Source organism: Aestuariibius sp. HNIBRBA575 (assembly GCF_040932005.1).
Classification (GTDB): domain Bacteria; phylum Pseudomonadota; class Alphaproteobacteria; order Rhodobacterales; family Rhodobacteraceae; genus CANLNM01.
In genome coordinates this window covers 2,702,991-2,723,044 of record NZ_CP162414.1, presented here as the reverse complement: position 1 = coordinate 2,723,044, position 20,054 = coordinate 2,702,991, and the positions used below count along the sequence as shown (strand labels likewise).

Genomic DNA, 20,054 nt, shown 5'->3' with positions numbered 1-20,054 from the left:
CCCCCCATTATATGGCGTCCAGAATGGCGTCGGCCGTCATGACATCCAGATGCGCCCCACCGCCGTTCTTAAAGATGGTAATGTCCTGCGCAGAGGTTCGACCGGCGTAACCATCAGCAAAGTCGTAAAAGTCGGCCAGAACATCGGCGCGGGAAATAACCCCTGCGGCAATCGGGATTTTGAGTTCCCCGATATGGTGGATGGTGGTGTCGCGGCTATCCACAAAGATGCGCCCCTTTTGCAGCAATGCATCATCTGCTTCGCGCATTTCCGCGCGGAATGCGCCGATCAGGTCGACATGTGTGCCCGGCTGCACCCAATCGCCCAATAAAATTGGGGTGATCGACATGGTCGCGGTGACGATGATGTCAGAATGCGATGCCGCCTGTGGCAGATCCTGGATCGCAGTCACGCGCAGCTGATCGCTGGTCACAGATTGGGCCAACGCCTCGGCTTTGGCATGGGTGCGGTTCCAAATCGAAATGTGCCGCAGGGATGGGAACAATTGCGCATAGGCCGAAATCACATTGCCTGCCACAGCACCCGCCCCGATCACCAACATCGTTTCGCTGTCTGGTCGCGCCAGATAACGCGCCCCAAGCGCACTGTCAGCGGCGGTTTTCAGATCCGTGACCAGACCGCTATCAATCACGGCGCGCAGACCGCCATGGGCCGGGTCAAATAGCAACATGGCCCCTTGGACGGATGGCAAACCTTGCGCCGGGTTTTGTGCAAAAACCGTCACGCTTTTGACACCAAATCCAAGCCCGTCGATCCATGCGGACCGGCTCAGCAAAGAGCTGCCTTGTTCGCCCAAAAACACATCCTCGACCCGCGCTTTTGGCAAGCGATGCCCAGCCTTTAAGGCTTCGGTCAAGCTTAGCCAGTCGATTGGCCTGTCGAAATCCGCGCGCGAAATATAGCGGGGCTGGTCAGGGGCGGTCATTTCTTGACCACATCCATGAACTGACGGGTGATCGCGTGCTGGGGGCTGTTAAACATCTGATCCGGCGTGCCCTGTTCGACGATTTCGCCATCCGCCATCAACAAAACAGAATCCGCCACGGCTTGGGCAAAACCCATTTCGTGGGTCACACAGACGATGGTCATGTTTTCTTTGGCCAGATCCTGCATCACATCCAACACCTCTGAAATCATTTCAGGGTCCAGTGCAGATGTGGGTTCGTCAAACAGCATCACCTCTGGTTTCAGACAAAGCGCACGCGCGAGGGCCACGCGTTGCTTTTGGCCACCGGACAATTGATCGGGATATTTGTCCGCATGGATGTCGACATGCATCTTTTTCAGCTGATCCATTGCCTCATCCATTGCGGCCGCGCGGTCACGGCCCACAGACCGGATTTGCGGCAGGGTGCAGTTTTCCAGAATTGTCAGATGCGGAAATAGGTTGAAGTTCTGAAACACCATGCCAACCTTTTTGCGCACGGCATCCAGATTTCTGGCGTCATCGGCGATATCCATGCCCAACACCCTAAGCTGACCCGACGCGATGGTTTCAAGCCCGTTCATGGTGCGGATCAACGTGGATTTTCCGGACCCAGAAGGCCCGCAAATCACCAGCGTTTGCCCCTGTGGCACATCCAGATCGATCCCTTTTAGGGCATGATGTGTGCCATAATATTTGTTTACGGATTTAACCGAAATTGCAGCCTCAAGCATGCCCAACCCTCATTCTGTTTTCCAGCCATGCGCCATAGCGCGACAGGCCAAAGACAAAGACGAAATAGACCAAGGCCAAGAAGACGTAGACTTCGACAAATTGTTCGGTCCATTCGCCACCGCCAATGGCCGCATTGCCCGATGCCATGACCTCAAAAAAACCGATGATGGTGACGATCGACGTTTCCTTAAAGGTGATGACCGCTTGGTTGATGGTAGAGGGCAGGGTGTTGCGAAACGCTTGGGGCAATAGGATATCCACCACCAGTGACCAATAGGGCATGCCCAGGGCGACGGCGGCTTCTTCTTGACCTTGGGATGTGGATTGCAAACCTGCGCGGATAATTTCGGCTTGGTAAACGGCAAAGAACACCGCAAAGGCAATCACCACACGACCCAGTTTGTTGCCCTCAAGCCAATCGGGCACAAGCAACGGCACAACAACTGCTGCTGCAAAAAGGATGGTCAACAGCGGCAGAGACCGGACCAGATCGATGAACAGCCCCGTGCCTTTTGCGATCACAGGCAGGCTAGACCGCCGCGCCAAAGCAAAGATCACAGCGAGGGGCATGCCAATCACAAAAACCGCAGAGAAGATAAAGATCGTGAGCGACAATCCCCCCCATTGTTCCGAAGTCACCAGCGGCAAACCCGCAAAACCGCCGCGCATCAACAAAACAAAAGCGCCAAAACCAATCACCCAGAGGGCCGGCAGTTTTTTGATCGACCAAAAAGAGGGCAAACAAGACAGGCCAATCGTCAGGATCACAACCAAGCAAGCGAGGGTGGATCGCCACTGTTCTTCGTAAGGGTAAAGGCCAAACATGATCAACCGACCGCGGTCTTGGATCACGGCCCAACAGGCCCCTGCGCCGTGGCCGCAATGCTCTTTGTTATCGACGGTCCAGATGGCGTCTAGGACCGCCCAGTTTGTGAGCTTTGCGAAAATCCAAATGATCAGAGCGCCAAAAAGGATGGTGAACCCTGTGTTCAGCCAAGTGGAAAAGAAGTTTTTCTTTAACCAGCTGCTCAAACCCTGTTTGGGCAATGGCGGGGTGACAGACGTAGCCATGCTAGCTTCTCCCTTTGAGTTTCAGGCGTGAATTCAACAGGTTCATCGCAAAACCGATGGAATAATTCACGACGATGAATCCCCCCATCAGCAGCGCCAACAGTTCCATCGTCTGGCCAGATTGGTTGATGGATGTGGACACAATGGCAAAATAGTCGGGATATCCGATGGCGATCCCAACGGTTGTCCCCTTCATCAGCCAGATATATTGGTTGGACAGCGACGGCAGCATCGCGCGAAACGCCAAAGGAATGCGGATATAGCGGTTGATCTGGAACGATGACATTCCCAATGCAGACCCGGCTTCCAGCTTGCCTTTGTCGACCGAAATCAGCCCGCCGCGGATGATTTCACCAATGTAGGAAGCGCCAAACAGGGTCAGGCCGATCAACAGCGCCGAAAATTCGGGTTTCAGGGTGACGCCGCCAACAAATCGCAGCCCTTTTAGTTCTGGAACAGACCAGAGCGGCACATCTGGGGCGCGCCCAGTTAACAGCAGGGCCGCAAACAGAACCACCATCGCAAACACTGCAAAGGGAACCCGCAGTTTGGTTTTTGTTGCCTTCACCCCGATGATGATGGCAACGCAGCCCCCCAAGAAAAGCACGATATCCAGTCCCGACAGACTTGGCGCCGGTAGCATCAAGCCCCGGTTTGAAAAGAACGCGATATCGGCAAGAGAATAGGCCTGTCGTGGTCCGGGCATATGCGTCAGGATCGCATACCAGAAAAACACTTGTAGGATGACGGGCACGTTGCGGAAAATTTCGACATAGGTTGTGCCGGCGAGCTTCATCAAACCGTTGTTTGAAATACGCATCAACGCCAAAAACAACCCCAACAGCGTTGCGAAAAACAGGGTCATGAACCCCACAAGCATCGTGTTCAGCAGGCCGGCAAACAAGACCTGTAAATAGGTCGACCGTGGCCCGACTTCGATGATAGAAAAACTAACGGGCCAGCCTGTGGTCTGGCTCAGAAAACCAAATCCGGTTGCGATCCCCTGATCTGCGATATTCGTGCGCCCGACAAGGATGACCGCCAGAATAGTCGCAACGACCACGGCAATGAATAATACTTGCGTGGCGGTTCTTCGGAATTTTTGTGAGGTAAAGAGCGTGGTCATTTTGACCCCCCTTTTGTTTTAAAAAAGGGCGCGCACAAAGGCGCGCCCAGTCAGGGAATTAATCCAGAACCAGCGGATAAAGCAGACCGCCATTGTTCCACAGATTGTTCAGGCCACGGGGCAGCTGGTAACGCGACCCTTCGCCGACAGTCCGGTCGTAAATTTGACCATAATTGCCGACGGTTTTGATCACGTTGTAGGCCCAGTCATCCTGCAGCCCCAGACGCGCGCCAACACCCGGCGTCACACCCAGCAGGCGTTCGACCGTGGCCGATGGGGGATTTGCACGCATTTCATCAACGTTTTCTGAGGTGATGCCGTTTTCTTCGGCCAGCAACAGCGCGGACACCATCCAGTTGATGACATCTAGGAAGTCATCTTCGCCTTGGCGCACAACGATGCCTTCTGGTTCCAGTTTGATCACGTCCCCAATGATGGTGAAATCATCTGGGTTGGGCGCGTTCACCCGTGTTGAGGACAAAAAGGGACCAAAGCCTGCAATCGCATCACACCGTCCCGCGTATAGAGCGGCGCGCAGCTCTTCGCCTTTTTCGAACGACAGGGGCTCATATTCGATTGCGTTGGTTTCCATGTAATCGGCCAGAACCCGTTCAACGGTTGTGCCTGCATTCACGCAAAACACGCCGCCTTCTAGATCAGAGATGTTTTCTGCGCCCAAATCTGTCCGCGACATCACATAAAAGGGGCCGATGAAATAGGGGCGTGAATATTGCAGACCCAGTTCCGTATCGCGGGTCATGGTCCAGCCGGTCACTTTGATGATGACATCAATGTCACCGGATTGAATGGCCGGGAAACGCTGTGCCCAACTGATTGGAATGATCTGAACTTTGTCCGGGCTGCCCAGAATGGCCGTGGCCAATGCGCGGCACATTTCGATGTCGAACCCCTGCCATTCGCCCTGTGCGTCAACTTCGGCAAAGCCAAGATAGCTGCCGTTATGTCCGGTACATAGCAGGCTGTCGCGCGCGATGATTTCGCCCAACAGGCCCTCTTCTTGGGCCTGAGCAGAGGTTGCACCGGCAAATGCCAGCGATGCAACCGTTGCAAATTTCATAAGTTTAGTAAGCATGTCGCTCTCCGTTGGAAGGGATGAAGTTTTGGTGGCCTTGTTGGCTCTTGGACAAATTTGTCAGTGGGTGTTTGTGGAATGCACCGTCACCTGATCCTTAGGCAGGAAGCACCCAAGACCGGGTTTTTCCGGGAGAAAAAACTGACCGGGACTGTCAGGTGACGATGCAAGGTTAAGCTGCTCGAAGAACACTTGATGAACGTAATGACGTTCAACATGTGCAATGTCCTTGCTCGCGGCGGCCAAATGGCAAGCGGCGATCAAAGCAACCGAAGTGGACGAAACCTCAAGTGTGATACGGGTTTCGCTATGAGAAATGAGGCGCTGCAATTGTTGCAGACGGGAAATGCCGCCAACCGCAACCGGGGCCGTCTGAAGGAACGGCACCCTGACCTCTTGGACCAATTTTTGATGAAGCTCGTCGCGGTATTCTGCCTCGGTTGCCATAACCGGAACGCCATTTTTGACCAGTTCGGCCATCCCGGCATAATCATGCGCAGCAATAGGGGACTGGAACGCCTCGATGCGATCACGCGGCAATGCCTCAAAGAGCTGCATGGCGGTGGTTGCGGTATATTTATAGACCCCATCCACAATCAGTTTGTGTGGGGCGGGCAGCATGTCCAACGCCGCCTTGACCCGCGCAACATCCTGTTCAACGGACAGCGCCCCGACCTTCATTTTCAGGATGTGAAAACCGTCATCGCGCATTGACGCCATTTCAGTTTGCAAATCTTGCAGCGTCTTGTTCTGGCCATATAAGCCGCCACTGCCATAGAGCTGAAAATCACCAGCTGCGTTTGGATTGATCACCCGCCACAGCGGCAGATCCGCGCGCTGCGCCTTAAGATCCCAAATCGCGATATCAATGCCTGACAATGCAGACATCAACATGCCATGCCGTGCCGTCAACGTGGCACGTTCGATCTGGCGCTGCGCAACCTCAAAGGCATCGTCGATTTGGACGCCAATGAAATGCGGAATAACTTCGGTGCGCAAAAAGGCCAAAAGCGGGTCAGGTGCGGTATCAAAACACCAGCATTCGCCCAAGCCAACCTGGCCGTTGCTATCAATGACCTCAACAAATACGGCGTATTTCTGGGTCCAGCGGATCGCCGGGTTCCAGATTTTTCCGCCCAGATCATTGCAATGAGAGGACAATCTTATGTGGCTGATGGTGGTCACGCGCGGGCCCCCGCACCGGTCAGGTCGATCAATTCAAGCTCAAACCCATCGTCTGATTTATATTGTAGCGCTTTCAGGAACCGGTCGTGGAATTGAAGGGTGTGTTCATGCGCAATGCGATCCGCCAAGGCCACGTCTTGGGCTTCGATCGCATCCACAAAATCGTCGTGCTGATCATCCAGAACATCCCAGCGCCCCTGCGCATCCAAAAACTTAATATGGATGTGCAGCAACCGGCGTGCTTCTGATAATAATTCGCCATATTGGCGCACCACATAGGGGTTTTTGCCGGCAACAGCGACGGCATGGTGGAACTCAAAATTCGCCTGCAGTGTTTCAAACGCTTTGGCGGAATGCACAGCATCACGATATTGGTCCGACAGTTTTCGCAAATTGGCCACGTCATCAGCACTGCGATTGCGTGCCGCGAGCCGCGTTGCATATCGCTGCTGCAAATCAAGCGCCTCGATGAAATTGGAAAAGTTCATCAGGTCAACAGGCGCGACAATCGTGGTACGGTTTGGCAAGGCTTCGACCAAACGTTCGGCCAGCAACCGATTGAGCACTTCGCGAATGGGGGATCGAGATACGTTGAAACGTTTAGAAAGCCCCGTTTCATCCAAAGGTGTGCCGGGTTCCAATGTCAGTGTTAGAATTTCACGACGCAGCACATTGCAAATCTCAGTCGCGGCAGACCCTCGTTGATAGGACTTTGTTTCCGTCATGCGATTTCCACTTCAAGGGGGTCAATAAACAAACACTCGAATCATTGCATACAACTTGCATGCAATATGACAAGGCCGCGTGATTGTGTCCACAAATTTCCAAATGTGGAAATTTAATTAATGTTAACAGTATATTATAGATTTCAGGTTTAACGTGCCAAATAGATGTTCTGCGTTTTGTCAGGCGGTCAATTTGATGGATTTGGCGATTCTGTAAGAGAACGTTGCCACTTTAACGTGGACTGCATGCCCCTTAAGCATGCGAGTTACGACAACAGGTTGATCAGCGGCGGCGGGTTCAGGATCCCGATTATCGCCCCATTGATGTTTCTGCTTTCAATGGAGCTTCAATCGCAACACATGTCTCACACCACGGATGAACCGACGTTGCCAAGCGCCCTTTGAAAAGGTGTTTTTTGCAATCTTCAACCGTGCAACCGGTCGCACCTTACGTCAATCGAGCATTGGGAAAACGCCTGTTTTCTTCACCACTCCGTACACAAAGCTGCTGTCGATTGACCCTATGCCACCAATCGGATGCAGGCGCCTGCGTACAAAATCCTCATAATCTGACAGGTCCGCAACAACCACGCGCAACAGATAATCAGATGTGCCGGTCATCACAAAACATTCCAGAACCTGATCCACGCGACTGATTTGTTTCTCAAACTGCTGGACAACTTTTGCGGTATGACCGGTCAGGCTGACACGGACAAAAACCGTCACCGGGAGACCATAAGCCTTTGCGTCAACCTCAGCAGTGTAGCCTTTGAGCGCGCCGCTCTGTTCTAGCAGCTTCACGCGACGCAGACATGGCGATGGAGACAAGTTCACCTCGGCAGCGAGGTCTTGATTCGTCATTCGACTATTGCGTTGCAGGGCGCGAATGATCTGGCGATCTTTGTGGTCCACTTACATCCCCATTGGCATAATATGCTAACAGAGTACCAAAATGGGGCATAATTGGCAATCTATTGACCGTATAACTGCTCTATTGTGCTGAAAACCAGTCACGGAGCCACCCAATGCGTAATCGCCCCGACAGCTTTGCCACACGTGCCATTCACCACGGTTATGATCCGATGGAAAATGAAGGCGCATTGACACCTCCGTTGCATCTGACATCAACGTTTGCCTTTGAATCGGCCGAAGCTGGTGGCGAAATGTTTGCCGGCGACCGCGCAGGGCATATTTATTCGCGCATCTCGAACCCGACATGTGATTTGCTTGAAAGACGTATCGCGGTGCTTGAAGGTGCCGAGGCAGGGCTGGCGCTCGCGTCTGGCATGGGCGCGATCACCGCAACGATGTGGACGTTGCTGGCACCGGGCGATGAGGTCATTCTCGATAAAACGCTTTACGGCTGTACGTTTTCGTTCATGCAACACGGGCTGGCCAAATTCGGAGTAACCGTCACCCATGTTGACCTGACGACCCCTGAAAACCTGTCTGCGGCGATCAGTCAAAAAACCAAAGTGGTGTATTTTGAAACGCCAGCAAACCCGAACATGCGGCTTGTTGATATTCAGGCTGTGTCCGACATCGCACATGCAAATCAAGCACTTGTTGTGGTTGATAACACATATTCGACCCCTTACCTGACTCAACCCATAAAACACGGGGCGGATATCGTCCTGCATTCAGCAACCAAATACCTTGGTGGTCACGGCGATGTTGTTGCAGGCTTGCTGGTCGGATCAGAAGAGCTTGTGACCCAAATCCGGCTTTATGGGATGAAGGATATGACAGGTGCCGTTATGGCCCCCTTTAATGCCATGTTGATCTTGCGCGGACTAAAGACGCTTGAATTGCGCATGGATCGCCATTGTGGAAGCGCGACGACTATTGCTGAGATGTTAGAATATGCCGAAGGCGTCCAAAAGGTCTGGTATCCCGGATTAGAGAGTTTTGAGCAGCACGACATTGCCAAACGTCAGATGTCGCAATTTGGTGGCATGATTGCATTTGAGCTGAAAGGTGGTTTGGATGCAGGCCGGGCGATGATGAACAAGCTACAGCTCATAACCCGTGCTGTGTCACTGGGGGATGCCGAAACATTGGTTCAACACCCGGCCAGCATGACCCATTCAACCTATTCCCCCGAAGAACGTGCATTGCACGGTATCAGCGAAGGATTGGTGCGCCTTTCCATCGGGCTCGAAGGGATTGATGACGTGATCTATGACCTCGAACAAGCTTTGCCAAAACCACCAATTCGCTCTGCAGCGTGAACAAGATCGAAATACCATTTGGGTCATTAAGCGATCAATGGATATCAGGCTATTCGATATGAAAAATCCCTGAATCTGCGGGACTTTAGGGAACAAACAAGCGAGCAAAGTTTGCCCGCGACAGCGCAGCGCATGTGGCACTGACGTGATGGGCTGAAGAAAGCTACCAATCCAGTAAGTTGCTGGAAAAATAAAACCACCGCCCTTTGAAAGGTCGGTGGTCATTTATCTGTGCGGAGTGGACAAAAACACCCCTAAGTGGCCAAGTTATGCGGGCCCCAACACATCCACAAATTGCCCACACCGGCCTAGCCGCATTTAGAATGGCCGCAATCGGCGCAGGTCATGCAGCCTTCGACCATTCTTAGGGAATAGGATCCACAAGATGGGCAGGATTTGCCGCGTGGGGCGCTTAGGTTGACCACTTCGGCCTGTGGGTCGGATTTCAGGGCCTGACCTTCGCCAGCCAAGAACCCAATTGCGATCAGGTGTTGTTCGATCACGCCGCCAATGGCCGCCAAAATGGATGGCACATATTTGCCTTTGACCCAAGCACCGCCGCGCGGATCAAACACCGCCTTCAGCTCTTCGACCACAAAGGACACATCCCCGCCGCGACGGAACACAGCGCTGATCATCCGGGTCAGGGCGACGGTCCAGGCGAAATGCTCCATGTTTTTGGAATTGATAAAGATTTCAAACGGACGGCGCTGACCGGCAATCGTGAAGTCGTTCACGGTGATATAAAGCGCATGTTCGCTGTCAGGCCATTTGACTTTGTAGGTCGCGCCTTCCAATTCGGTGGGGCGGTCAAACGGTTCGGACATATAGACAACTTCGGCCCCGGTTTCATCGGATTGAAGCGCCTCTGGATGTTCCGCAGGGTTGGCCGTTTCGGATGTTTCAGAGACGGACAAAACCGATCCTGTGACATCGTTCGGGCGATAGGTTGTGCAGCCTTTGCAGCCCGTGTCCCAGGCTTCCATGTAGACTTCTTTGAAGCTTTCAAAGCTGATGTCTTCTGGGCAGTTGATGGTTTTGGAAATCGAGCTATCAACCCATTTCTGTGCGGCGGCCTGCATTTTCACATGGTCCAGCGGCGGCAATGTCTGGGCGTTGACGAAATAGTCGGGCAGGGGGGTATCCCCATGTTTTTCGCGCCACATTTGCACGGCGTAATCGACCACTTCTTCTTCGGTGCGCGATCCGTCCTTTTGCAGGACTTTGCGGGTATAGGCATAGGCAAACACGGGCTCGATTCCCGAGGAAACGTTGCCCGCGTAAAGGCTGATTGTGCCGGTTGGCGCGACGGATGTCAGCAATGCGTTGCGGATGCCGTGGGTGCGGATGGCGTCGCGCACATCGTCGTCCATCTGCATCATAGCACCAGATGCCAGATATTGTTCAGCGTCAAAGAGTGGGAACGCGCCTTTGTCTTTGGCCAGCTCAACCGAGGCCAGATAGGCGGCGCGGGCGATCTGTTTCATCCAGGCTTCGCATTGGGCGGCGGCTTCGTCTGATCCATAGCGCAGGCCAACCATCAGCAATGCGTCGGCCAGACCCGTCACACCCAAGCCAATGCGGCGCTTGGCTTCGGCTTCGCGCGCTTGTGCTTCGAGGGGGAATTTCGACACGTCCACAACATTGTCCATCATGCGCACGGCAGTTGCGACCAGATCGTCCAGCGCGTCCGCATCCATAGCCGCATCGGGGCCAAACGGGTCGCTGATCATCCGGGCCAAGTTGACCGAGCCCAGCAAACACGCGCCATAGGGCGGCAGTGGCTGTTCGCCGCAAGGGTTGGTTGCGGCGATGGATTCGCAATAGGCCAGATTGTTCATGTTGTTGATGCGATCGATGAAAATCACGCCGGGTTCGGCGAATTCATAGGTCGATTGCATGATCTGATCCCACAGGGCCCGGGCATCGACGGTTTTATAAACCTTGCCGTCAAACACCAATTCCCATGGGCCGTCGGCTTTGACAGCCTCCATGAAAGCGTCGGTGATCAGCACGGACATGTTGAACATGCGCAAACGTGCTGGGTCGGATTTGGCGGTGATAAAGTCCTGCACATCAGGGTGGTCACAGCGCATGGTGGCCATCATCGCGCCACGGCGGGACCCGGCGGACATGATCGTGCGGCACATGGCGTCCCAGACATCCATAAAGGACAGCGGACCGGACGCATCGGCGGCCACACCTTTGACAATCGCGCCTTTGGGACGGATGGGGCTGAAATCATAGCCAATGCCACCGCCCTGCTGCATGGTCAGCGCGGCCTCTTTGAGCATGTCAAAAATGCCGCCCATGCTGTCAGGAACGGTGCCCATCACAAAACAGTTGAACAAAGTCACAGACCGGTCTGTGCCCGCACCAGCGGTGATGCGGCCGGCGGGCAGATATTTGAAATCTTCCAGTGCGTGGTAAAACTTGTCTTCCCACTGATCGGGGTTGGCTTCGCTTGCGGCCAATGACCGGGCGATCCGGCGCCAGCTGTCTTCGACGGTGCCATCAATGGCGGTGCCATCGGCCTCTTTGAGGCGGTATTTCATATCCCAAATTTGTTCGGCAATTGGCGCAGCAAAGCGGGTCATGGCAGCGGTCCCGTATCTAGTGTTATTGTTTTGTTAGCATCCGGCCATGGTGGCTGGAAGAATCGGTTTCAGATCGATACCCTACCATATCTAGGGGGTCCATATGGATAAAAGCATACATCTGGTAAAACTTTCAGTTGGCACCGAAAGCGTCGAGAATTTAGCAGCATGGCAAGCGACCGGTGTGTCGGCAGGCCCGGACGGATTGCCGAGACATGTAACCCGGATGTGGCCCAAAAGAGAACAGGAAATATTGAATAATAAAGAGGGCTCTATCTACTGGGTGATTCAAGGAAAAATTCAATGCCGTCAACGGGTGGTGCGGCTGGACGAAGTCATAGGCGAAGACGGGATACGGCGCTGCGCAATTGTCCTGGACCCAGACCTGATCCGTGTGGCGCCAACCCTGAAACGCCCGTTCCAAGGCTGGCGGTATTTGCAGATCGCAGACGCGCCGGTGGACCTGACGGAAACCCGCCCCAACGAAGACGTTTTGCCCCCCGAATTATCCGCCATGCTGGCCGAAATCGGGGTGCGTTAGTTTTAGATATCCAAACGTTTTTCCAGCTCACGCAGGATGTCTTTGTTGCCATTGCCCCAGACGGCGTTTGCCGATTTGAACAATGTGGCCTGACTGGCATGGACCAATGAATCGCTCAGGATTTTTAGGCCATTGGCGCGCAGGGTTTCCCCCGTCGACGTGATGTCTGCGATCGCTTCTGCGGTTTCGTTTTTCACTGTGCCTTCTGTGGCGCCCTGACTGTCGACCAATTGGTAATCGGCCACGCCGTTTTCGCGCAAAAAGTCCCGCACCAGTCGGTGGTATTTCGTCGCGATGCGCAAACGGAACCCATGTTTGCTGCGAAACGCAGCCGCAACCGCGTCCAGATCATCCAGGGTTTCCACATCAATCCACGTATTTGGCACGGCGATGATCAAATCTGCCCCACCAAAGCCCATTTTGGCCAGCTCGCGCACCTGTTGTTCCCAATTGGCCAGCTTTTCGCGGACCAGATCGGACCCGGTGACACCTAGATGGATGCGGCCCGCGGACAATTCACGTGGAATTTCGCCGGCTGACAGCAGCACCAATTCGATGCCATCGATCCCATCAACCGCGCCGGTATATTCCCGTTCTGACCCGGTTTTGCGCAGGGTGATGCCCCGCGCTGCAAACCAATCAAAGGTCTTTTCCATCAGCCGACCTTTGGACGGCACACCTAGTTTGATGCTCATGATGTGCTCTCCAACTCGACCAGCAATTCAGGGCGAATGACGCCGCCAACAGCCGGAATTTCGCGGCCTTTGCCCAGGAATCTGGTCAAAGCATCATAGCGCCCGCCTGTGGCGACCGGGGGTAAATCCGGGCGGCCGGGGGCGTAGAACCCAAACACAAACCCATCGTAATATTCCATGGATGTGCGGCCATAGGACCCTTCGAAGATTAGGTTTTCGACATCCACACCTTGGGCGGCCATGGCATCACTGCGCGCCGAAATACGATCAACCGCCGCGCTGATGCTGGGCAGATCGACCGAAATATCGCGCAATGCGATCAGAATGTTGGGCACCGTTTCCCTCAGGTCCAGCAGGGCATCCAGCAGGTCAATCTGTTCGCCAGAAATCGGTTTAGCGGCGGCGTCTTCGCGCAACGCTTGGATACGGGTTGCGATTTCATCCTCGCGGCGTAGCCCCGCGACAGGGCCAATATTGGCCAGCGGATCAGGGTTTTCCAGCAGCGCCGCCCGGCCTGTGGGGGCGGGTGTGCGACCGCCGAACCGATCCAACAAGGCGCGAAACCGACGTGGACGCCATAAATGACGCAGCAGCGCGGATTTGCGGGCATCGGTGGTGTCCAACCCCTGAACGGCGGCGGTCAGAATGCCGATATCACCGGTCGAAACCCGCAGGTTCAACGGTGACAATTCCTTGGAAAACAGGGCGAATACCTCTGCATCGGCAGTGGCAGGGTTTGATCCGTCAAACACCTCATAGCCCACTTGCAGATATTCAATCGGGCGGCTTTCCAGCATTTCCTGTTTGCGGAACACTTCGCCGGAATAGGTGTAGCGCGCCGGTTCTGCCTGATCGCGCATATGCATCTGAACGACGGGCACGGTGAAATCGGGCCGCATCATCATTTCGCCGCGCAGCGGGTCTGATGTCACATAGGCGCGCGCGCGGATGTCTTCGCCGTATAGGTCCAGCAACGTGTCCGCAGGCAGCAACATATCCGCATCAACAGGGACCGCGCCCTGCGATTGAAACGTTTCCATCAAACGCGCGGCGCGCCCGCGTGCCATGGATCGAGAGGAGGAACCGATCATTTATCCGCGTCCTGACTGGCCAGAATTTCCCGCACTTTCGCCACCAATTCCCCACGTGGGATTTCGTATTGGCTGGGGCGTTCTTTCCACTCTTCCAATGTGGCGTTTTGTGCGATTTTCGCGCCCAAGATCAAATCCTTGATCTGAACCACGCCGTTGGATTTTTCGTCGCCACCTTCGATTACAGCGATGGGCGAATGGCGTTTGTCGGCGTATTTCAACTGGTTGCCAAAGTTCTTGGGATTGCCAAGGTAGACCTCGGCGCGGATGCCGGCATTGCGCAATTCGGCCACCATCGTTTGGTAATCCGCCATGCGGTCGCGATCCATGACCGTCACCACAACAGGGCCGTTTGCCACGCTGCCGATGCGACCTTTTTCGCGCAAAGCCGCCAACAGGCGATCAACGCCAATTGATACGCCGGTTGCGGGCACTTCTTGGCCGGTGAACCGTTTGACCAGATCGTCATAACGTCCGCCGCCTGATACCGATCCGAATTGACGCGGACGCCCCTTTTCATCAAGGATTTCAAAGGTGAGCTCGGCCTCAAAAACCGGCCCGGTATAATAGCCCAGACCGCGCACAATCGACGGATCGATCAGGATTTGATCCGGGCCGTAATTCTGGGCATCCAGCAGGGCGGCGATGTTTTCAAGTTCATCTACACCCTTGGCGCCCGTGTCGGACCCACCAATGGCGTCGCGCAGATTGGCCAGCGTTTTGGCGGTGTCATCGGCGCGCGACGTCAGAAACGCCAGCACAGGTTCGGCCTGATCGTCGCTTAACCCTACGCCGTCAATGAACGCACCGGACCCATCCAGACGTCCTTTGGTCAGCAATTGACGCACGCCATCAACGCCAACTTTGTCGAACTTATCGATGGTGCGCAAAACGGCGTCGCGTTTGGCGTCTTCGCCCAGACCCATGGTTTCCAAAATGCCGTTCAGCACTTTGCGGTTATTGACCCGCACCAAATAGTCACCGCGTGGGATGCCGACGGTTTCCAGGGTGTCCGACAGCATAGCGCAGATTTCTGCATCCGCAGCCACCGATGCCGTGCCAACCGTGTCCGCATCGCATTGATAAAACTGGCGATACCGCCCCGGTCCCGGCTTTTCGTTGCGCCAAACAGGACCCATCGCGTAGCGGCGATAGGGGGTGGGCAAATCATTGCGGTGTTGGGCATAGACCCGCGCCAGCGGAGCCGTCAGATCATAGCGCAGCGCGACCCAATCGGTTTCGTCCTCTTGCCAGGCGAAAACGCCTTCGTTGGGGCGATCCACATCGGGCAGAAATTTCCCCAGCGCTTCGACGGTTTCCACAGCCGAGCTTTCTAGCGCGTCAAACCCATAGCGATGATAGACCCCGGCGATCTGATGCAGCATTTCGGTGCGTTCTGTCACGTCATTGCCGAAATAGTCGCGGAATCCCTTGGGCGTCACTGCCTTAGGGCGGGGGGCTTTTTTCACTTTGGCCATGGTCAATCCAGTCTGGCTTGGTTTCGGCCAAGGCTTTAGCGTGCAGGGCCGTTGGGGGCAACCTTGCGTGACCGGATCGCGGGCGTTGAATGTGATTTGTTTGGGGATTTGGTCGAACAAAGGCGACATTGGCCGCCTTTGTCAGGTCGTCATGCGGATCGGTTAAACGGACACGCAGACATATTTCATTTCCAGGTAATCTTCGATGCCGTGATGGCTGCCTTCGCGGCCAAGGCCGGATTGTTTGACGCCGCCAAACGGGGCGACCTCGGTGGAAATGATGCCCGTGTTGACGCCAACGATGCCGTATTCCAACGCTTCGGACACTTTGATCACGCGGGCCATGTCTTTGGCGTAGAAATAGGATGCCAGACCAAAAATCGTGTCATTGGCTTGGGCGATCACGTCGTCTTCGTCCTCAAACTTGAACAGCGGCGCAAACGGGCCAAAGGTTTCATCCGTGGCCACGATCATGTCTTTGGTCGCGCCGGTGACGATGGTGGGTTCAAAGAACATCCCGCCCAGCCCATGCGCTGCACCGCCAGTTAACACGGTGGCCCCTTTGGATACGGCGTCATCCAGATGTTCCTGCACTTTGGTCACCGCAGCCGGGGCAATCAGCGGGCCCAATTCGGTTCCGTCTGACAGGCCGTCGCCTACTTTCAACGCCTCAACTGCGATCTTTAGTTTTTCGGCGAATGCATCATAAACACCGGCCTGCACATAGATGCGATTGGCGCAGACACATGTCTGGCCGTTATTGCGGAATTTACAGGCGATGGCCCCAATCACGGCGTCATCCAGATCGGCGTCATCAAACACAATAAACGGCGCGTTGCCGCCCAGTTCCATGGAACATTTTTTGACCTGATCGGCCGCTTGACGCAACAAGATGCGCCCCACACGGGTGGACCCGGTAAAGGTCAGTTTTTTAACCGTATCGTTTTCGCAGAACTCTTTGCCGATTTCGGAATCAGCAGAGGATGTCACGACAGAAAACAGCCCAGCCGGGATGCCGGCCTGTTCGCCCAACTTGGCCGCAGCCAGAGCGGATAGCGGGGTTTGCGTGGCCGGGCGCACCACAAAACCACAGCCTGCGGCCAGTGCGGGGGCCACTTTGCGGGTGATCATCGCCAGCGGGAAATTCCAAGGCGTGATGCCAGCAGCAACCCCAATCGGCTGTTTGATCACGGTGATGCGTTTGTCGGGCATGTGGCCGGGAATGGTTTCGCCGTAGACGCGTTTTGCCTCTTCTGCGAACCATTCGATGAAACTGGCGCCATAGCCCACTTCGCCGCGCGCTTCGGCCAGGGGTTTGCCCTGTTCAGAGGTCATGATGATCGCCAGGTCTTCTTGGTTGGCCATGATCAGTTCGTACCATTTGCGCAGGATATTGGCGCGGGCCTTGGCGGTCAGGGCGGCCCAATCGCGACGGGCGACATCGGAGGCGGCAATTGCGTCAGCGGCTTCGGCGCGGGACAAATCGGGCACTTTTGCGATGACATCGCCACGCGCCGGGTTGGTCACGTCGATTGTTGCGCCGCTGGCGGCATCCACCCATTTGCCTGCGATATAGGCTTTGTCACAGACCAAAGTCGGGTCAGACAAAAGGGACTTTAGGTTGGTCTGGGAATCAAGCATGGGGTTCTCCGATATTTTGATCAAATTATAGGACCTGCGTTGCGCTGGTAAAGTGGGATTTGGTGGTTAGGGCATGTGTTTCTGCCGCCAAGTTGGCATTGGATCATCTGATGCGGGGCTGGCGTGGAAAATGGCGCGTGCAATCGCGCGGGCCAGACAGGTCGCGGCCCCATGTCCCAACATCAATGTATCGGCGATTGGGTCCTGTAGCGGCCGGGCTCCGGAACTGGCGGCAAAAATCAGGTCCCCATCCAACGGCGTATGGCTGGGCACCAAGGCGCGCGCCATGCCGTCATGAGCCGCAACCGCCAACCGGGTGCATTGCGCTTGGCTTAGGTCGGCATCGGTTGCAACGATTGCGATGGTGGTGTTTTGGGGCGCGTCTAATTTGGTCGCAGGCGCCCCGGTTGGAAAATCACCGGGCCAGCCTTGATCGCCAAATTCGCCGTTCTGTTCAAACGGGGCGGCCCAAAAATGTGGACCCTCATCAATTGTTGCTGATCCCAACGCATTAACGGCCACCACGGCGCCCACCATGTATTCGCCAATCTTTGCAGATGCAGACCCAAGCCCCCCTTTGAGCACCGCAGTTGTCGCACCGCACCCCGCGCCCACGCTGCCAAGGTCAAAGTCCCGGGACACATCGTCTAACGCATTTTGTCCTAGGGTTTTGTAGGGGTTTTGGCCCCAGTTTTTGTCGCCGCCATTGATCAGATCGAACAAAATGGCCGAGGGCACAATGGGCACACGGTGATCCCCAACGGCAAAACCACACCCCCGCGCTGCTAGTGCATCCGCCACCCCAGACGCCGCATCCAATCCAAAAGCCGACCCGCCCGACAAAACCAGCGCATCCACCTGTTGCACGGTTTTATCAGGGGCCAGTAAATCAGTTTCACGGGTTCCGGGTGCGCCGCCCATCACATGAATCCCCGCGGTAAACGGCGCATCTGAGGTGAAAACGGTCACCCCGGATTTGATGCTTTCGTCACTGGCATTGCCAATCACAAACCCGTCCACATCCGTGATCAAATTGCGGGGGCCCGGGATCATTTGCGTTTCCGGATCAACCATGCGGCCGCATATGCGACGCGATCCGTATAGCCCAAACGATACGGCAATCCGCCAAAGGCGTCTTCGTAGATCAGGATCAACGTGTTGCCCATTGCGCTTGCATCCACATTTGTTTCGACTTTGCCGTCGCGATCCAGCCATTGCAGCACGGATTTGATATCAGCGTCGCGGTTTATTTCTACGAATGTGGGATCGATAAAGGCATCAGGCATGTCCCGCGTCAGTGGGGCGGGATTGTTTTCCTGTCCGGTGCCGTGACAATAGGCCAGCGCGTCATTTTCGCTGTCAAAATCCCCCCAAAACACATGGACACGCGCATATCCGTTCGGGATGGGGTGCAATTCAGGCAATGCGGGTTGGGAAAACATTGCCGAATCCGGGTCTGCCCGGGATCCGGTCAATCGAAAGGCCAGTGATTTTAAGATGCTCAACATGTGTGATCTTTAACAGAACCCATCACAGCCGGGAACGCAGAAAATGGGGGGGCCACCTCGCAAAAAATTTGCGCTTGGGATGCGCCATGGTATCAATAATGAAACCATTAAGGATGCTGTGCCCGTGCTCTTTTCATCTTCGCTTCGAGTTGTGATGTTCGCTGGTTTGTTGGCCGGACTAAACGCCTGTGCCACGTTGGACAGCGATGATGCCCCCCAAAATGGTGACAGCCCTGCGGAATATGGCTTGATCGAGGATGGCGGTTATACAATTCCCGCCGTACCTGCGCAGTTTTTACAGGGTGTGAACCGCCGCGCCTTGGTCGACTATCCCGGTGATCTGGGTCCCGGTGTGATTGAAATCGACCCTCATGCCAAGTTTTTGTATTTGATTCAGGATGATGGCATGGCGATGCGCTATCCAATTGCGGTGGGTCGTGCGGGACGGGGATTGCGGTTTCCGACGGTGATCCGGATCAAACGCGAATGGCCATCCTGGACCCCGACCGCCAATATGTTGCGCACTCAGCCCGAACAATACGGGGATTTCGCCGCCGGCATTCCGGGCGGACCTGTTAGCCCGCTGGGCGCGCGGGCGCTCTATCTGTTTAGCGGTTCGCGCGACACCCATTTCCGCATCCACGGCACCAATGATCTGCGGGTGATTGGAAATTCCGGATCGGCGGGCTGTATCCGGCTGTTTAATCAGGACGTGATTGATCTGTATGATCGGGTGGAAAACGGCACACGCGTGGTGATCCGCAGCTACGAAGACAGCGTGCGCATTGAGGGCGAAGAACTGGCCAATCGGGGCGAAGAATTACCGCCATTGGATGTGGATAGCGACGTGATCTTCGCCGCGATCGAGGCGCAATTGGCATCGTCAGAAACCACCGAAAGCGCGGCGGATTCTGACGATGAGGCCGAGGGTTAAATCCGAAACTCCTGATAGCCCCATATAATCATAATCAGGCTATAGGCGGAAAAATACATCAGGCAAAATAATCCCACGCGAATGATGTGGCGGTTTTTGGTGTGCCTGATGATCATCGCGCAAATCGGGAACCAAAACGACATCGCGATGATGTAAACGCCTGAAAACCCAAAAAACAAAGCAGGTTCGGAGACAATAAAAAAGCTAAAGCCCCCTAAAATCCAGGGGATCCAACTGAGCACTGCAATGGGTGTCACGAAGGCCATGATGAACGGGGCAATGATGCGCGCACGTGTGATCTGAAACACTTCGCGCGGAACATCCATGCGGGTCAGTTGGATCAGCCAAACCAAAGTTGCCAATCCAGCGGCCAAAGTCGCGCTGAACCCCAAGGCCACAGGCGTCCAAAGGACAGCGCGGTGTTCCAGCATGGGGCGAATCCCAAAATGATGGAAAG

Annotated in this window: 19 protein-coding genes; 3 read left to right on the top strand and 16 right to left on the bottom strand. The window is 55.1% G+C overall.

All coding sequences use genetic code 11. The annotated features are described in order from the left end of the window. Positions 1–7: 7 nt before the first annotated feature. From AB1F12_RS13715 to AB1F12_RS13680, 8 genes are all read right to left on the bottom strand, one after another. Entirely contained in the window at positions 8–946 is a 939-nt protein-coding gene (locus tag AB1F12_RS13715) for an ornithine cyclodeaminase family protein (RefSeq protein ID WP_368184933.1), read from the bottom strand. Next, positions 943–1,680, bottom strand: a complete 738-nt coding sequence (locus AB1F12_RS13710) for an amino acid ABC transporter ATP-binding protein (RefSeq protein ID WP_368184932.1) — start codon at positions 1,678–1,680, stop codon at positions 943–945. The genes AB1F12_RS13715 and AB1F12_RS13710 overlap by 4 nt, the downstream gene beginning before the upstream one ends. Next, entirely contained in the window at positions 1,673–2,752 is a 1,080-nt protein-coding gene (locus AB1F12_RS13705) for an amino acid ABC transporter permease (RefSeq protein WP_368184931.1), read from the bottom strand. The genes AB1F12_RS13710 and AB1F12_RS13705 overlap by 8 nt, the downstream gene beginning before the upstream one ends. A gap of 1 nt (position 2,753) precedes the next feature. Then, positions 2,754–3,878 (bottom strand): amino acid ABC transporter permease, encoded by a 1,125-nt coding sequence (locus AB1F12_RS13700; protein ID WP_368184930.1) that lies wholly within the window; start codon positions 3,876–3,878, stop codon positions 2,754–2,756. Between the two features lie 58 nt (positions 3,879–3,936). Next, positions 3,937–4,971, bottom strand: a complete 1,035-nt coding sequence (locus tag AB1F12_RS13695; RefSeq protein ID WP_368184929.1) for a transporter substrate-binding domain-containing protein — start codon at positions 4,969–4,971, stop codon at positions 3,937–3,939. Between the two features lie 60 nt (positions 4,972–5,031). Continuing rightward, complete coding sequence (locus tag AB1F12_RS13690; RefSeq protein ID WP_368184928.1) at positions 5,032–6,156, bottom strand: enolase C-terminal domain-like protein; 1,125 nt, start codon at positions 6,154–6,156, stop codon at positions 5,032–5,034. Then, the gene (locus AB1F12_RS13685) at positions 6,153–6,881 is read right to left on the bottom strand and encodes a GntR family transcriptional regulator (protein WP_368184927.1); all 729 of its coding nucleotides are present in this window, start codon (positions 6,879–6,881) and stop codon (positions 6,153–6,155) included. Before AB1F12_RS13685 ends, AB1F12_RS13690 begins: the two co-directional genes overlap by 4 nt. A 453-nt stretch (positions 6,882–7,334) precedes the next feature. Continuing rightward, on the bottom strand, positions 7,335–7,793 hold the full coding sequence (locus AB1F12_RS13680) for an Lrp/AsnC family transcriptional regulator (protein WP_368184926.1): 459 nt from the start codon (positions 7,791–7,793) through the stop codon (positions 7,335–7,337). A gap of 113 nt (positions 7,794–7,906) precedes the next feature. Here AB1F12_RS13680 and AB1F12_RS13675 point away from each other — a divergent pair, with 113 nt between their 5' ends. Beyond that, positions 7,907–9,112, top strand: a complete 1,206-nt coding sequence (locus AB1F12_RS13675; RefSeq protein WP_368184925.1) for a methionine gamma-lyase — start codon at positions 7,907–7,909, stop codon at positions 9,110–9,112. Positions 9,113–9,420: 308 nt separating this feature from the next. Here the strand turns inward: AB1F12_RS13675 and AB1F12_RS13670 are convergent, their stop codons facing one another. Next, on the bottom strand, positions 9,421–11,709 hold the full coding sequence (locus AB1F12_RS13670; protein ID WP_368184924.1) for an adenosylcobalamin-dependent ribonucleoside-diphosphate reductase: 2,289 nt from the start codon (positions 11,707–11,709) through the stop codon (positions 9,421–9,423). Positions 11,710–11,812: 103 nt separating this feature from the next. On the opposite strand from AB1F12_RS13670, the gene AB1F12_RS13665 reads away from it, so the two are divergent. Then, entirely contained in the window at positions 11,813–12,250 is a 438-nt protein-coding gene (locus AB1F12_RS13665) for a DUF1489 family protein (RefSeq protein ID WP_368184923.1), read from the top strand. Positions 12,251–12,252: 2 nt separating this feature from the next. On the opposite strand, the gene hisG is transcribed toward AB1F12_RS13665, so the two are convergent. The 6 genes from hisG to AB1F12_RS13635 all read right to left on the bottom strand — a co-directional run bounded on the left by hisG (position 12,253) and on the right by AB1F12_RS13635 (position 18,663). Beyond that, the gene (gene hisG, locus AB1F12_RS13660; protein WP_368184922.1) at positions 12,253–12,945 is read right to left on the bottom strand and encodes an ATP phosphoribosyltransferase; all 693 of its coding nucleotides are present in this window, start codon (positions 12,943–12,945) and stop codon (positions 12,253–12,255) included. Then, positions 12,942–14,036: an ATP phosphoribosyltransferase regulatory subunit gene (locus AB1F12_RS13655; protein ID WP_368184921.1), complete on the bottom strand. Its 1,095-nt coding sequence runs from the start codon at positions 14,034–14,036 to the stop codon at positions 12,942–12,944. Before AB1F12_RS13655 ends, hisG begins: the two co-directional genes overlap by 4 nt. Beyond that, positions 14,033–15,514: a histidine--tRNA ligase gene (hisS, locus tag AB1F12_RS13650; RefSeq protein ID WP_368184920.1), complete on the bottom strand. Its 1,482-nt coding sequence runs from the start codon at positions 15,512–15,514 to the stop codon at positions 14,033–14,035. Before hisS ends, AB1F12_RS13655 begins: the two co-directional genes overlap by 4 nt. A gap of 162 nt (positions 15,515–15,676) precedes the next feature. Next, complete coding sequence (locus tag AB1F12_RS13645) at positions 15,677–17,155, bottom strand: NAD-dependent succinate-semialdehyde dehydrogenase (protein ID WP_368184919.1); 1,479 nt, start codon at positions 17,153–17,155, stop codon at positions 15,677–15,679. 66 nt (positions 17,156–17,221) lie between these two features. Beyond that, positions 17,222–18,208, bottom strand: a complete 987-nt coding sequence (locus tag AB1F12_RS13640; protein ID WP_368184918.1) for a P1 family peptidase — start codon at positions 18,206–18,208, stop codon at positions 17,222–17,224. Continuing rightward, positions 18,205–18,663 (bottom strand): hypothetical protein, encoded by a 459-nt coding sequence (locus tag AB1F12_RS13635; protein WP_368184917.1) that lies wholly within the window; start codon positions 18,661–18,663, stop codon positions 18,205–18,207. Before AB1F12_RS13635 ends, AB1F12_RS13640 begins: the two co-directional genes overlap by 4 nt. 124 nt (positions 18,664–18,787) lie before the next feature. Between AB1F12_RS13635 and AB1F12_RS13630 the strand changes: the two genes are divergently transcribed. Then, positions 18,788–19,597, top strand: a complete 810-nt coding sequence (locus tag AB1F12_RS13630; RefSeq protein ID WP_368184916.1) for a L,D-transpeptidase — start codon at positions 18,788–18,790, stop codon at positions 19,595–19,597. Here AB1F12_RS13630 and AB1F12_RS13625 read toward each other — a convergent pair. Then, complete coding sequence (locus AB1F12_RS13625) at positions 19,594–20,028, bottom strand: hypothetical protein (protein WP_368184915.1); 435 nt, start codon at positions 20,026–20,028, stop codon at positions 19,594–19,596. The two genes, AB1F12_RS13630 and AB1F12_RS13625, sit on opposite strands and share 4 nt — an antisense overlap. Positions 20,029–20,054: the final 26 nt, after the last annotated feature.

What these genes read in the sequence shown, in the direction of transcription:
- AB1F12_RS13715 (WP_368184933.1), bottom strand. Translation starts at nt 946, where the DNA reads ATGACCGCCCCTGACCAGCCCCGCTATATTTCGCGCGCGGATTTCGAC.
- AB1F12_RS13710 (WP_368184932.1), bottom strand. Translation starts at nt 1,680, where the DNA reads ATGCTTGAGGCTGCAATTTCGGTTAAATCCGTAAACAAATATTATGGC.
- AB1F12_RS13705 (WP_368184931.1), bottom strand. Translation starts at nt 2,752, where the DNA reads ATGGCTACGTCTGTCACCCCGCCATTGCCCAAACAGGGTTTGAGCAGC.
- AB1F12_RS13700 (WP_368184930.1), bottom strand. Translation starts at nt 3,878, where the DNA reads ATGACCACGCTCTTTACCTCACAAAAATTCCGAAGAACCGCCACGCAA.
- AB1F12_RS13695 (WP_368184929.1), bottom strand. Translation starts at nt 4,971, where the DNA reads ATGCTTACTAAACTTATGAAATTTGCAACGGTTGCATCGCTGGCATTT.
- AB1F12_RS13685 (WP_368184927.1), bottom strand. Translation starts at nt 6,881, where the DNA reads ATGACGGAAACAAAGTCCTATCAACGAGGGTCTGCCGCGACTGAGATT.
- AB1F12_RS13675 (WP_368184925.1), top strand. Translation starts at nt 7,907, where the DNA reads ATGCGTAATCGCCCCGACAGCTTTGCCACACGTGCCATTCACCACGGT.
- AB1F12_RS13670 (WP_368184924.1), bottom strand. Translation starts at nt 11,709, where the DNA reads ATGACCCGCTTTGCTGCGCCAATTGCCGAACAAATTTGGGATATGAAA.
- AB1F12_RS13665 (WP_368184923.1), top strand. Translation starts at nt 11,813, where the DNA reads ATGGATAAAAGCATACATCTGGTAAAACTTTCAGTTGGCACCGAAAGC.
- hisG (WP_368184922.1), bottom strand. Translation starts at nt 12,945, where the DNA reads ATGAGCATCAAACTAGGTGTGCCGTCCAAAGGTCGGCTGATGGAAAAG.
- AB1F12_RS13655 (WP_368184921.1), bottom strand. Translation starts at nt 14,036, where the DNA reads ATGATCGGTTCCTCCTCTCGATCCATGGCACGCGGGCGCGCCGCGCGT.
- hisS (WP_368184920.1), bottom strand. Translation starts at nt 15,514, where the DNA reads ATGGCCAAAGTGAAAAAAGCCCCCCGCCCTAAGGCAGTGACGCCCAAG.
- AB1F12_RS13645 (WP_368184919.1), bottom strand. Translation starts at nt 17,155, where the DNA reads ATGCTTGATTCCCAGACCAACCTAAAGTCCCTTTTGTCTGACCCGACT.
- AB1F12_RS13640 (WP_368184918.1), bottom strand. Translation starts at nt 18,208, where the DNA reads ATGATCCCGGGCCCCCGCAATTTGATCACGGATGTGGACGGGTTTGTG.
- AB1F12_RS13635 (WP_368184917.1), bottom strand. Translation starts at nt 18,663, where the DNA reads ATGTTGAGCATCTTAAAATCACTGGCCTTTCGATTGACCGGATCCCGG.
- AB1F12_RS13625 (WP_368184915.1), bottom strand. Translation starts at nt 20,028, where the DNA reads ATGCTGGAACACCGCGCTGTCCTTTGGACGCCTGTGGCCTTGGGGTTC.